We start from the raw sequence: 11,705 nt of genomic DNA, 5'->3' as shown, positions 1-11,705 counted from the left end.
TCCACCTGCGTTTCCAGAACTGGCACTTGAGCGCGATGCTCAGCGTGTGAGTAATCTTTATCGGGATTTACTAAAGCAGCAGGTAGAGAGTGGCCCTGTTATTCGTACTCTGGATTTACCAAACCCCTACAATACTTCCCTACGGTTGCTAGAGCAATCGAGTGATATACCAATCCAAGTGGAAAACCAAGAATTTTTCTTGGCACCGCAGCCCATACTACAGCTGCGCAGATGAGTATGGGGCAGATCAGTATGGGGTGATAGTAGTAGCTGACCGCAAGTGTTAAATCCAGGGTGCAGGAGTTGAACCTGCCTAGGGCAAATTATGAGTTTGCTGCCTCAACCGCTCGGCCAACCCTGGGTTATCCTTTTCTATTATGGTAGCCTGAATCGGGTTATTGCAACACCACTAACTAGAAATTCCCGATTTATCCGATAATTCACAGAACATAAGATAATCTAGCTGTATAGCAGGACTATAATACAGCACGGAACCAGCGGTAATTCGGAATAACGTTAATCACGCTATGAAATTCAACACAACTGTAGCGCTAACCATAGTTCTACTGACAATGATGTTAGGTGCAGGTGTCGTGAGTGCCTTTTGGGGATTCTCTATCGGTCACGAAGCCCTCAAAGGAGTTACTCAACCGGATACTAACCCTAAGAAAAAGTTGACAGGGAATAAGGGGTCTTCTTCTGGGAAAGAAGGGGTCTTGATTGTGAGCGAGAAGGATATCTTGGTTAACGTTCACGCCCACATACACAATAAGGGTAAAAATCCTCCGGCTAAGAAAAACAGCCAGAAAACTAAGCAAATTAGTTGGTCTAAGCCAGCTCAGAAGGAGTCATCGTCTGGTGTATTGACTAAAGAGGCATCCTTCACTCGGAAAAACCCTAAGCTAAATTTGCCGGTTAAAAGTCAGGATAAGGGAGTCACCCTAGCGGTAAATTCTGCCAGTGTGCAGGAGGGTTCTTTAATGTTGGATGTCAGCTTGAAGAATCAGAGTTCTAATCCAGTCAGGTTTCTGTACAGCTTTTTGAATGTTACCGATGATCGCGGTCGTGCCTTAAGCGCAATTACGGAAGGCTTACCAGGAGAATTACCGGCTAATGGCAAGGAATTTTCTGGAACAGTGAGCATACCGACAGCTTTACTAGAGAACTCCGAAAAGCTTTCCCTGACACTGACCGATTATCCCGATCAAAAACTACAGTTGAAAATGTCTCAGATTCCTGTAGTTAGATAACGAAGCAAGTCGAGGGAATGGTTGTTAAGGATAAAACGTTGACGCTATGCTAAAAGCCTATGTTGAGAGCAAGCAACTAAGCCAGTTTCGCCAGCCAGTATCAGAAATTCCCTTGACTGGCACTCTTGAACTAGCTCAAGGAAATGCTAGTCATACAACTGAAAACCCCATAATACAACTGATAAGTTTTTGATGGTAAGCGATAAATCGATACCAAGCTGCCCTAGGTCTAGGAAGATACATCAGAAGGCAACCGTAACCAGCAAAAAATGAAAATTATTTGCTTTTACCTTTCACCTTTTCTATGGTTGCCAACCTAATGGTTTTTCTAACAGTGGATGCTTCTATTAGCCTCTCTGAGGGAGAGGTTTTGCTGGGATTGTTATCAGTGCTACTACTGATAGCGATCAATGCTTTTTTTGTTACGGCTGAGTTTTCCATGGTGGCCGTGCGGCGATCGCGGATTAGCCAATTAGTAGATGCGGGTGACGTGCAAGCAAAGACCGTTCAGGCTTTGCAACAGAGCATTGACCGATTACTATCTACAACTCAGTTAGGGATTACCCTCTCGAGCCTTGCTCTGGGATGGATTGGGGAGACTACCATGGCAACCTTGGTAGCAGCTGGGATAGCCAAGCTACCAATAACGCCAGCTCTAACTCCAGTTATTACCCATTCCCTAGCAATCCTGGTGGCATTTTTCCTGATTGCGTATCTACAAATTGTTTTGGGGGAACTTTGCCCCAAATCCCTGGCTTTACTTTACTCAGAACAACTAGCACGGTTTCTTGGACCACCCAGTCTGGTAATTGCCAGGTTTTTTAATCCTTTTATCCAGATTTTGAACCAATCTACCCGCTGGCTCCTGAGGCTGGTGGGTGTTCAATATTCTGGTCAAGGTTGGTATAGCCGTGTAACACCGGAAGAGTTGCAGCTGATTATTACCACTGAACGGGAGTCTATCGGACTGGAAGCAGAAGAGAGAAAACTACTGAAAAATGTGTTTGAGTTTGGGGAGGTAACAGCCGCAGAGGTAATGGTTCCCCGCACCAGTCTTGTGGCTATTTCCCATGCAGCAACCTTCGATATTTTGTTAGAGGAAGTTGCTAAGACTAGTCACTCTCGCTATCCTGTGATTGGGGCATCCCTAGATGACATTCGTGGCATTATCGACTTCAAAAAAATGGCTAAACCTTTATCTAAAGGGAAGCTAGGACTTCAGACACCGATTAAATCCTGGATTTGTCCAGCTAAGTTTGTCCCAGAAACTACCCCATTGAGTGAATTACTGCCGATGATGCAGCGATCGCATTTGGCAATGGTGATGGTGGTGGATGAGTTTGGAGGTACGGCTGGATTAGTCACCCTCAAGGATTTAATTGCTGAAATTATTGGTGATGGACCTGAATCTGACATAAGCGAGGACTTGACTGTACAAATTCTCGACGAGTATACCTTCCTGGTGCAAGCTCAGATGAATATGGAAGAAGTCAACGAACTTTTGGATTTAAACCTACCAGTAATTGATGACTATCATACTTTGGGAGGTTTTTTGCTGGACAAGTTTCAGAAAATTCCTGTACCCGGTGAAACCTTAAATTATGACAATCTAGAATTGACCGTTGTGTCTGCTTCTGGACCGCGCCTAAACCAAATTCGCATAAGCCGCCAGCAGCCACAAGGTAAGAATTCAGTAGATGTTTCCGATTCTGAACAAATGCCGATAATTCCCAGAAAGGATGATGTTTCCTTTGACAATGGAGGGCTTTGATAGTTTTGGTTAATTTTATTTGATTAGCTCTGGATAAAACCAATAGAAAAGAATGGCGCGAGGAGATCAAATTTACGTATTCCAAAAGTTTCTTAACCTTGAGGGGGTTTACCAACATCATGGTATTGACTGTGGAGATGGTAGTGTTATCCACTACCGCAAAAATACTGAAACAATTGAGCGTACTTCTCTGGCTACCTTTGCTCTAGGTGAAACAAAAATTTATGTCAGGCAGTACTCAGTTTGTTTAATTCCAGATGTTGTGATTCGTCGAGCAGAAAGTCGATTAGGGGAAAGACAATATAATCTAATTTTTAATAACTGTGAACACTTTGCTAATTGGTGCAAGACTGGCAAAAGTGAGAGCCAGCAAGTCAAGGATTTTATTCCGGTAATTAGTAATATGAAAATCGAGGGTTTGTACGAAGCTATAAAACAAGCACTTCAGGGAGCAAAGCAAGACGATACAACCCAGTTACTTAACCAAGCATTATCTGATCTCAGGGTGGTTTGGGATGAGATTCAACCTAAGTATAAACAGGAACTTAAAGAAATCAATGTCTGGCAGCAAGTGGCAATTCAAGCTCTTAAAAACAATAGAGAAGACTTAGCCCGTGCGGCTTTGATGCGGAAGCGGAACTATGAGAAAAGCGCGACGGACAAGAAAGCTAAATTAGACCAGTTAGCGAAGATGACAGAAACATTGATTCGCAACCGTATGAACTGGCAACAAACCTAGTGGGTTGGTTAAGTAATCAGAAAGCTACTTTGAGCGGTCAGCTATCAGCTATCAGCTCTCAGCTAATAGCTATCAGCTATCAGCTCTCAGTAATCAGCTTTTGAATAAAATAAACTCACGGCTGACGGCTGACGGCTGACCACTGACGGCTGACGGCTGACGGCTGACGGCTGACGGCTGAATGCTTACGTATAGATGATGGGAGGATAGGCAGATATAACTATATATTTGCTTATATACTTACTTTTAGTTCCAAACTCAATGGCAAAGGCTCCGGGATTACTAATTCCAGCTAAGGGCTGGCTATTAATAATTCTGCGGCTGACCGGTTGAGTTGGGGTGGTTTGCCCAGAATCTGAACTTGCTCTGACAAATTCTCCCCTAGCCTTCAACACCACTCCAGTATCTTGAACAAAATAATACTCAAAGCGCTCTCCCTCTAGCACCTGGTTACCACGGGTGAGAGCCACACTCCCATCCGCGACCACAATCTTATTAGGCAAGTTTACTTGCAAACGGTCAGCTTCTAGTAAGGCATCTTGAAACCGCAAGGTAACATTACCCACTGCTGTAATCACTTGTCTAGTATCGTCATACTCCTGACGGTCTGAAGTCAATTCAAGTATGTCTGGCTCATTAGTATCGAAGGTACTTGTGGGAGCAGTAACCTCCGAATCTAACTCGGAACCAGATTGGCGTTGAGACAAGTCTTGGTCTGATTGTGGTGCAGTCTCTTCTAGGGAAGGTGGGTTAGATTGCTCAGGGATGATTAACTCAAATTCTCTAGTCTCTCCCCCCCGCTCTTGAGCTATAATACGCTTGCTCCTAGGAATTGGCAAAGGGCAATTTGGATTGATGCTCAAGGGGTCATCTGGCCTGGGTAAGGTTTCGAGAGTAGAACATCGTTTGGGGTAAGAGTTAACAGCGAAGAATCTTTCTTGATTCCCAGGCTCAGGTCTTAGCTCAGGTTTAATTTCAGGTTTAATTTCAGGTTGGCTATTAGGTTGGCTTTGGTGAATTGAAGTATTAATGTGGGATCGTCTGGTTTTGGGAAAGCCCCCTAAATCCCCCAAGTTTGGGGGACTTTGAAGATTTTGTTCCCCCCAAACTTGGGGGGCTAGGGGGGCCGCATCATACCCAGAATCAGCAACGCCTAATTTTGGAGTACTTTGAAGATTTTGTTCCCCCCAAACTTGGGGGGCTAGGGGGGCCGCATCATACCCAGAATCAGCAACGCCTAATTTTGGAGTACTTTGAAGGTTTTGTTCCCCCCAAACTTGGGGGGCTAGGGGGGCCGCATCATACCCAGAATCAGCAACGCCTAATTTTGGAGTACTTTGAAGGTTTTGTTCCCCCCAAACTTGGGGGGCTAGGGGGGCCGCATTATACCCAGAATCAGCAACCCCTGTCTCAGAAGTAACCGACGAGGAAAACCTAGGAGAAACCCTAGTCGAAAATTCCGGTTCCAGAGTTGATGGTGCTTCTGGAGTTGGACTATTGAGTAAGGAGGTTAAATCAGGATGGAGTGGTTGCTTGATTCCTGGTTTTAGAAAAGTTTGTTGCCACTGTTTTCCTTGCCCTAGTTGCCAATTGTCTTGGCTGTTTGTTATGCTTGGCAAGGTCTGGCCAACTGCTCGGGAAATTGGTAGACCTAAGCTAGCAGCGCTTTTGTCTGTGGCTAATATTGGGAAAGCCTCAATCTTGAGCTCTCCTGTTGGGTAGGGTTTGAGCAGTACCTGGTTTTGCTGTGTTTGGTACGGTGCCGAAACGGTTATTCTTTGAGATAATTCATCGAGGTGGCTAGTGGTCTGGGAAGGTTTAACGGTTTGAATAATTGCGGGTACGACCGGCGGCTGAACTGGCTGGGGCATTTTTCACTAATTGGCTGGTGTTTTACTATTCAGACCAACAATCCTTGACTCAATCCCCAAGATTGTAGTTCCAAATCGGTTATCGACAAAGACAGCCCATATTACAACTAATTAAGCATAAATACAAAACCACCCTCATCTAAGAGCGTGGTTTTGTCTAGATAATCCCGTCTTCACGAGCCGTGGCTATCTCTAGTTGAGGTCTTTGATAGACCTGACATGATAATGCGATGTTCCTTTGGAACCGCTTCGCGAACGCTATTTACTCGAAATCTTTCCGCTTAGGGTTACGAGATGGATCGTTTGACAAGAAGCCAAACACAAATAAGGCAATAAAGAAGCTAACCACTATATAAACAATGATTTTGAGTGTTGCCATGTTGAGTTCTCCCAAGAAGATATGAAATACGGAAGATGAAGTAGTACATGAGACATTGGTCTGATGGTGAAACTTCTAGAATTGGGAATCTAGATCAAAAACCATCTGATTTTGCGACACGACTAACTTCATACTTTTTTAAGATCATACCTAAAGGTGGCTCCCATTTAACCTTTAATATCCTTAAAACTGGCATAAAAGCTGGGTAAGCATTCAGCGGTCAGTGGTCAGCCGTCAGCCGTCAGCTTTGTGGCACAGGCTTCGACCCTGTGACTTTAATCGCTCGAACCTAACCCATAAGCTGATAACTAATAGCTGATAACTAATAGCTGATAACTGATAGTTTATAAATGATAACTGATTGCTGATTGCTGATTGCTGATTGCTTACCCAAAGCCGATGAGCGGATTTGAACCGCCGACCGTTCGATTACGAATCGAATGCTCTACCACTGAGCTACATCGGCACCAGTTTATTAATATAGCAAATATTACTACAGCAAATCAGTCAGGTAAGTTAGGGTAAAACATTCATGACCAACTCGAACTCAAAAAAACCTTACCCCAATCCCAAAGTCTCTGGGCAAAAAATCAATCCCGAGAAGTATGCCAGGCTAAAAGCAGAAGCCCAACATCCCTACCGAGGCTTAAGAAAGTTTATCTATATTGCCTTCGGTGCCTCTGGTTTTATCGGTGCAATGGTTTTTCTAGCCCAGTTAGCTGCTGGTAAAGCTGTAGCTACTGCCATGCCTAACTTGGCTCTGCAAATTGGTGTAGTTATGTTGATGGTTTGGCTATTTCGCTTGGAAAATAAGGCAGAACGCAAGTTATAGCAGGAAAACCATGATACTCGTCTGTAGAGCCACCAGAAACAGACCGCTTTTTGATTAGAAAGTACACTCAAGAAAAGTAAATTGTAAGCATTCAGCTATCAGGGGTCAGGGGTCAGGGGTCAGGGGTCAGGGGTCAGGGGTCAGGGGTCAGCACTCAGCTTTGTGGCACAGGCTTCCAGCCTGTGACTTCACTCAGATTAAACCAATCCTTACCTGTTTGATTCAAAAGCTGTTCCCGTAGCGTGCGCGTAGGGCATTAGCTGAATGCTGATAGCTGAATGCTGATAGCTGAATGCTGATAGATTAAGCCTCTTCTTCTCCTGCTTCAATGCTATCTGCTTCCTTGCTATCCACAGGAGCCACTGAGTTAGCTGAAACTACTGCTCCCATGTCCAGTTGTTGACGTACTTGCTGCTCAATATTCTCAGCAAACTCGGGATGTTCAACCAAATACTTAACTGTATTATCCCGACCTTGAGCAATATTGTCCCCATTGTGGCTATACCAGGCTCCCTTGCGCAGAATGACTTTGGTTTGTTCTGCTAAATCCACCAGACACCCTAAGCGGGAAATCCCTTGGCCAAAAATAATGTCAAACTCTGCAATGCGGAAAGGAGGGGCAACTTTATTTTTGGCAACTTTGACTTTGGCACGAATCCCATATTCCCCCTCGTTAGATTTTTTCAGGGTTTGAATTCGACGAATATCCAGGCGAACTGAAGCATAGAACTTAAGTGCATTACCACCCGTAGTCACCTCTGGGCTACCATAGGTGATGCCGATTTTTTGTCGTAGCTGATTGAGGAAAATAACAGTACACCCAGACTTACCAATGTTACCAGCAATCTTGCGGAGCGCTTTACTCATCAACCGCGCCTGTAAACCCACTTGGTTATCACCCATTTCCCCCTCAATTTCTGCACGGGGTACCAAAGCAGCTACAGAGTCAATAACAACAATATCCACTGCGGCAGAACGAACCAGTTGATCCACAATTTCTAGGGCTGATTCCCCTGTGTCAGGTTGAGATACTAAAAGGTTGGCGATATCAACCCCCAAAGCTGCCGAGTAGGTGGGATCAAGAGCATGTTCTGCATCAACAAACGCTGCAACTCCCCCAGATTTTTGCACTTCTGAAACGGCATGCAAGGCTAGGGTTGTCTTACCAGAGCTTTCTGGGCCATAAATTTCAATAATGCGACCTTTTGGCAGACCACCCCCCAAGGCTAAATCTAGGGTAATTGCCCCACTCCGAATGGTTTCCACTTTCATGCGGGTGGCATCACCCAAGCGCATGATGGCACCTTTACCAAAATTACGCTCAATTTGTTTTAGTACCAGGTTCAGAGCTTTTTCTTTTTCGGGACTGTTTGTGATTGGGGTAGCCATGGATGCCTCAAAAAGTTTACTGTATCGGGACTAATTAGGTAGTTTGAATTCTCCCCCTAAAGAAACATGGGGAATTGAGAGGGGATGTTGCTCAAGGAGTTAAAGACCGCCTACACGCAACCTTAAAAGTAGGATTGGACTAACACGCTTTGTGGTAGTTATTGCCACAGGAGGAGGGAAAATACCTCAACAACAGCTGTGCTGTAAATTTTAATTTTATTGAAATTAGGGGTTTTCACCGATCTGACTGATACTCTATATTAGGCCAACGGTTTGGTAAATCCCATCCCTTGTTAAGATTGGTGTTGTTCAATCCTTCTGGCTCTTAAATGCAAGGATCAGGCCAGACTATAGTTACTGATCCATTTTAACTGTTTAAGCTCCTTGAGCTCTCTGCAACACTGCTTGGTTAAGCTGGGTAGGAATGCTGAGGAGGATCAGTTACTTGAGTAAAGTATAGTACAAAAGTACTTGCTTGTAAAGAAATGATCTTAAAGGAACTAGTGGGATTTTCTCATAGGTCCGCTTTACCTTTTCCTTAGGATACGCGGGGCGCGAACGGGCGCGCACCTGTTGCTATGGGTATCAATCTTGGCATGGGCTACCCACTAGGAAATACTTTTGTTCAGGATTTAACTAAAATTGATTATATATAATCAGCAAAAGCCTTGAAAGGCCTTTGGCCACGCTACGCGATCAGTCACTAGGAAACATTCAAGAGCATGATGTGAAAAATTATTAATTTATTAACGATTACCGATACAATGGCCTCATCTACAATCAATTCCCTATTCTCAGAAGCAATTGTGTCGGTTGCTGGGTTAACCGACTATATCCAAGAGTTGTTAGAGGAAGATGACCAACTCCATAGAGTTTGGGTGATTGGAGAAGTCTCTAGTAGTAACCACCATCCAAAAGGGATGTTTTTTACCCTCCAAGACGGAGATGCCAAGGCTACTATACGGTGTGTAGCCTGGAGGAGCCAGTTAAGCAAGCTGGTGCAACTACCAGTAATAGGAGAACAATTGATTATTTTGGGCAGCCTTCGAGTTTATCCTCAGCGGGGACAGTATCAGCTGAATGTCTGGCAAGCCTTACCGGCGGGTGAGGGGTTGCAAGCCTTGCGCTCACGCCAATTACGTCAACGATTTGAAGCAGAAGGATTATTTGACCCACTACGAAAGCGCCCCTTGCCGATTCATCCTGAAACTATTGCTGTGGTTACCTCCCCCCAAGCTGCCGCTTGGGGAGATATTAAACGTACACTACAGCAACGGTATCCTGGTTTACGAGTCTTGCTTTCACCAGCTCAGGTTCAAGGAGAACTTGCGACCACATCAATAGTTAACGCTATTGATCGAGTCGAGCGGGATGGCAGAGCCAAACTGCTGATATTAGCTCGGGGGGGTGGAGCATCAGAGGATTTAGCTTGTTTCAATGATGAACGGGTGGTGCGAGCAATTGCTCAATGCTCAATACCGGTGATCACTGGTATTGGTCATCAACGGGATGAATCCTTAGCTGACTTAGTAGCTGACTACAGTGCTCACACCCCGACAGCAGCAGCGGAACAAGCTGTACCAGAACTGATCACCCTTTATGCTGAACATCAACAGCGGCAGACTAGCCTTTATCAAGCGGTGACTCAAATCACACAGGCATCTCGCCATCAACTGCACCATCTACGAACACGATTGCGACACCTAGCTCTAGACCAACAACTACACCAGGAACAAAATGCGATTGCATTTCAGCATCAGCGATTGTTGCAAGTGACATCAAAGCGTCTGAGCCAAGGGATCCAGCACTGTCAACTTCTCAAGGAAAAACTCAATACCCTTGACCCTCAAAAAGTCCTACAACGAGGCTATGCACTAGTGCGCACCTCAGATGGAACCATTGCTTCGTCTACAGGGCATTTGGCTCCTGGAGAAGAACTACAAATTCAGTTAGGTGAGGGTCAAGTTAAAGTCAAGATTATCGACATTGTTGATAGTTGACGGTTGACCGTTGACGGTTAAGCTAAAGCTTGTAAGGCTTGCTCTACAATAAGAGCCGCTTGGTCAACTTCCTGAGCTGACACAATTAGGGGTGGAACAAAGCGAACTACCTTTGGTCCTGCTGGTACCAACAACAAACTTCGTTCCATAACGGCTTTAACTACATCCACGGAAGTCAGATCGATATCTGATTTTAGTACAAGCCCATTAATTAGACCCCAGCCTCGCACTTCGTCAATAACTTCGGGATATTTCTGAGCGATCGCTGTTAGTCTGGTGCGCAGCTGCTCACCCCGCACCTGAACATTTTGCAAAATATTCTCCTGTTCCAAGGTTTTTCCTACAGATAGGGCGACTGCACAGACAAATGGATTACCACCAAAGGTGCTAGCGTGCTCTCCGGGTTGGAAGATATCACAGAATTTCTTAGACATCATTGCTCCAATGGGAATGCCACCAGCCAATCCCTTGGCACTGGTGAAGATATCTGGCTCTATTCCCAGATTCTGATAGCCCCAGTATTTACCAGTGCGACCCATACCCACCTGGACTTCATCCAGAATCAGCAGGATGCCAGTTTCATCACAGATCTCTCTAACTTGCTGGAAGTAGTCTAGGTCTCCTGGCCGAACACCTCCTTCTCCCTGTAATGGTTCCAGCATCACTGCTGCTACCCGGCGATTTCCCTCATCAATATCTGCGATCGCATTTTCCAATGCCTGAATATCGTTGTAGGGTACGTACTCGAACCCAGGTACCAAGGGGTCAAAGTTTTTCTGGTACTTAGGCTGGCCAGTAGCTGTGATTGTTGCCAAGGTTCGCCCATGGAAACTGGCCTGAGCGGTCAAAATCACTGGCTGTTCAATATCGAGCACAGTGTGGCCATATTTCCGTGCCAGTTTGATAGCAGCTTCATTAGCCTCCGCTCCCGAGTTACAGAAAAATACTCGTTCTGCACAAGAATGGTCAATGAGCCACTTCGCTAATGCCCCTTGCTCTGGAATGTAGTAGAGATTGGAAACATGGTTTAGCTTTTGGATTTGCTTAATTACCGTTTCTACCACAATTGGGTGAGCATGACCTAAGGTACAGGTAGCAATCCCTGCCACAAAGTCAAGATAGTCTCGCCCGGAAGTATCCCAGACATGGCAACCGGCACCCCGCTCTAAGGCAATAGGAAAGCGTCCATAGGTTTTCATGACCCTAGCATCAAATTCAGTTAGGTCATAAGGTGCACCCCCAGCCGGAGCTGACTCTGCCGGTCGGGTGGGATTGTTAACAATAGTTTCTGGGCTCACGAGCTTAGTCCTTGTGTGATTAGTGAACGGTCAAGGTTGGCTTGCTAGGCTTTACCAATGAGCGTATGGAGCGTTATGCCATACTATTTTCAATTGCCCAACGGGCTAATTCAGTACGGTTATGGAGAACAGTTTTCCCTAGCATGTTAGACACATGACTTTCTATGGTACGCTGA

General features: G+C 45.2%; 11 protein-coding genes, 2 tRNA genes and 1 pseudogene. 7 read left to right on the top strand and 7 right to left on the bottom strand.

The features are described 5' to 3' along the window. Positions 1–235, top strand: a pseudogene (locus F6K20_RS01820) (hypothetical protein); the annotation flags it as partial. A 53-nt stretch (positions 236–288) separates the two neighbouring features. On the opposite strand, the gene F6K20_RS01815 reads toward F6K20_RS01820, so the two are convergent. Beyond that, positions 289–361: transfer RNA gene (locus tag F6K20_RS01815), tRNA-Ile, on the bottom strand. A gap of 166 nt (positions 362–527) precedes the next feature. On the opposite strand from F6K20_RS01815, the gene F6K20_RS01810 reads away from it, so the two are divergent. From F6K20_RS01810 to F6K20_RS01795, 4 genes are all read left to right on the top strand, one after another. After that, complete coding sequence (locus F6K20_RS01810) at positions 528–1,250, top strand: hypothetical protein (protein ID WP_044492411.1); 723 nt, start codon at positions 528–530, stop codon at positions 1,248–1,250. Positions 1,251–1,296: 46 nt separating this feature from the next. After that, positions 1,297–1,443, top strand: coding sequence for a hypothetical protein (locus F6K20_RS01805; RefSeq protein WP_008180976.1), 147 nt, complete (start codon positions 1,297–1,299; stop codon positions 1,441–1,443). A gap of 126 nt (positions 1,444–1,569) precedes the next feature. Continuing rightward, on the top strand, positions 1,570–3,021 hold the full coding sequence (locus tag F6K20_RS01800; RefSeq protein WP_202799164.1) for a hemolysin family protein: 1,452 nt from the start codon (positions 1,570–1,572) through the stop codon (positions 3,019–3,021). A 52-nt stretch (positions 3,022–3,073) separates the two neighbouring features. Then, entirely contained in the window at positions 3,074–3,760 is a 687-nt protein-coding gene (locus F6K20_RS01795; RefSeq protein WP_008180972.1) for a lecithin retinol acyltransferase family protein, read from the top strand. A gap of 185 nt (positions 3,761–3,945) precedes the next feature. On the opposite strand, the gene F6K20_RS01790 is transcribed toward F6K20_RS01795, so the two are convergent. The 3 genes from F6K20_RS01790 to F6K20_RS01780 form a co-directional block, all read right to left on the bottom strand. Further along, on the bottom strand, positions 3,946–5,631 hold the full coding sequence (locus F6K20_RS01790; RefSeq protein WP_287293476.1) for an LptA/OstA family protein: 1,686 nt from the start codon (positions 5,629–5,631) through the stop codon (positions 3,946–3,948). Positions 5,632–5,893: 262 nt separating this feature from the next. Continuing rightward, positions 5,894–6,010, bottom strand: a complete 117-nt coding sequence (locus F6K20_RS01785) for a photosystem II reaction center protein I (RefSeq protein WP_071986807.1) — start codon at positions 6,008–6,010, stop codon at positions 5,894–5,896. Between the two features lie 394 nt (positions 6,011–6,404). Then, positions 6,405–6,476, bottom strand: a tRNA-Thr gene (locus F6K20_RS01780). Positions 6,477–6,542: 66 nt separating this feature from the next. On the opposite strand from F6K20_RS01780, the gene F6K20_RS01775 reads away from it, so the two are divergent. Then, positions 6,543–6,842 (top strand): DUF3493 domain-containing protein, encoded by a 300-nt coding sequence (locus tag F6K20_RS01775; RefSeq protein WP_008180324.1) that lies wholly within the window; start codon positions 6,543–6,545, stop codon positions 6,840–6,842. Between the two features lie 303 nt (positions 6,843–7,145). Here the strand turns inward: F6K20_RS01775 and recA are convergent, their stop codons facing one another. Continuing rightward, positions 7,146–8,231: a recombinase RecA gene (recA, locus tag F6K20_RS01770; RefSeq protein ID WP_008180323.1), complete on the bottom strand. Its 1,086-nt coding sequence runs from the start codon at positions 8,229–8,231 to the stop codon at positions 7,146–7,148. A 764-nt stretch (positions 8,232–8,995) separates the two neighbouring features. On the opposite strand from recA, the gene xseA reads away from it, so the two are divergent. Continuing rightward, positions 8,996–10,231 (top strand): exodeoxyribonuclease VII large subunit, encoded by a 1,236-nt coding sequence (gene xseA, locus F6K20_RS01765; RefSeq protein WP_287265672.1) that lies wholly within the window; start codon positions 8,996–8,998, stop codon positions 10,229–10,231. 17 nt (positions 10,232–10,248) lie between these two features. Here xseA and F6K20_RS01760 read toward each other — a convergent pair whose 3' ends face one another. Both F6K20_RS01760 and F6K20_RS01755 read right to left on the bottom strand, forming a co-directional pair. Beyond that, positions 10,249–11,529 carry an aspartate aminotransferase family protein gene (locus F6K20_RS01760; RefSeq protein ID WP_287248905.1) on the bottom strand — a complete coding sequence of 427 codons (1,281 nt, stop codon included), beginning with the start codon at positions 11,527–11,529 and terminating at the stop codon, positions 10,249–10,251. Between the two features lie 73 nt (positions 11,530–11,602). Further along, positions 11,603–11,705: LuxR C-terminal-related transcriptional regulator (locus F6K20_RS01755; protein WP_502708802.1), on the bottom strand; the 103-nt coding region annotated here is incomplete at its 5' end.

Origin of the sequence: Moorena sp. SIO2C4, from assembly GCF_010672485.1 — a bacterium.
Taxonomy (GTDB): Bacteria; Cyanobacteriota; Cyanobacteriia; order Cyanobacteriales; family Coleofasciculaceae; genus Moorena; species Moorena producens.
The sequence above is the reverse complement of the archived record's forward strand: the minus strand, read 5'-3'. Positions and strand labels throughout refer to the sequence as shown.

Bases quoted from the DNA above. Each gene is read 5' to 3' on its own strand.
- F6K20_RS01810 (WP_044492411.1), top strand. From the start codon at position 528: ATGAAATTCAACACAACTGTAGCGCTAACCATAGTTCTACTGACAATG.
- F6K20_RS01805 (WP_008180976.1), top strand. From the start codon at position 1,297: ATGCTAAAAGCCTATGTTGAGAGCAAGCAACTAAGCCAGTTTCGCCAG.
- F6K20_RS01800 (WP_202799164.1), top strand. From the start codon at position 1,570: ATGGTTTTTCTAACAGTGGATGCTTCTATTAGCCTCTCTGAGGGAGAG.
- F6K20_RS01795 (WP_008180972.1), top strand. From the start codon at position 3,074: ATGGCGCGAGGAGATCAAATTTACGTATTCCAAAAGTTTCTTAACCTT.
- F6K20_RS01790 (WP_287293476.1), bottom strand. From the start codon at position 5,631: ATGCCCCAGCCAGTTCAGCCGCCGGTCGTACCCGCAATTATTCAAACC.
- F6K20_RS01785 (WP_071986807.1), bottom strand. From the start codon at position 6,010: ATGGCAACACTCAAAATCATTGTTTATATAGTGGTTAGCTTCTTTATT.
- F6K20_RS01775 (WP_008180324.1), top strand. From the start codon at position 6,543: ATGACCAACTCGAACTCAAAAAAACCTTACCCCAATCCCAAAGTCTCT.
- recA (WP_008180323.1), bottom strand. From the start codon at position 8,231: ATGGCTACCCCAATCACAAACAGTCCCGAAAAAGAAAAAGCTCTGAAC.
- xseA (WP_287265672.1), top strand. From the start codon at position 8,996: ATGGCCTCATCTACAATCAATTCCCTATTCTCAGAAGCAATTGTGTCG.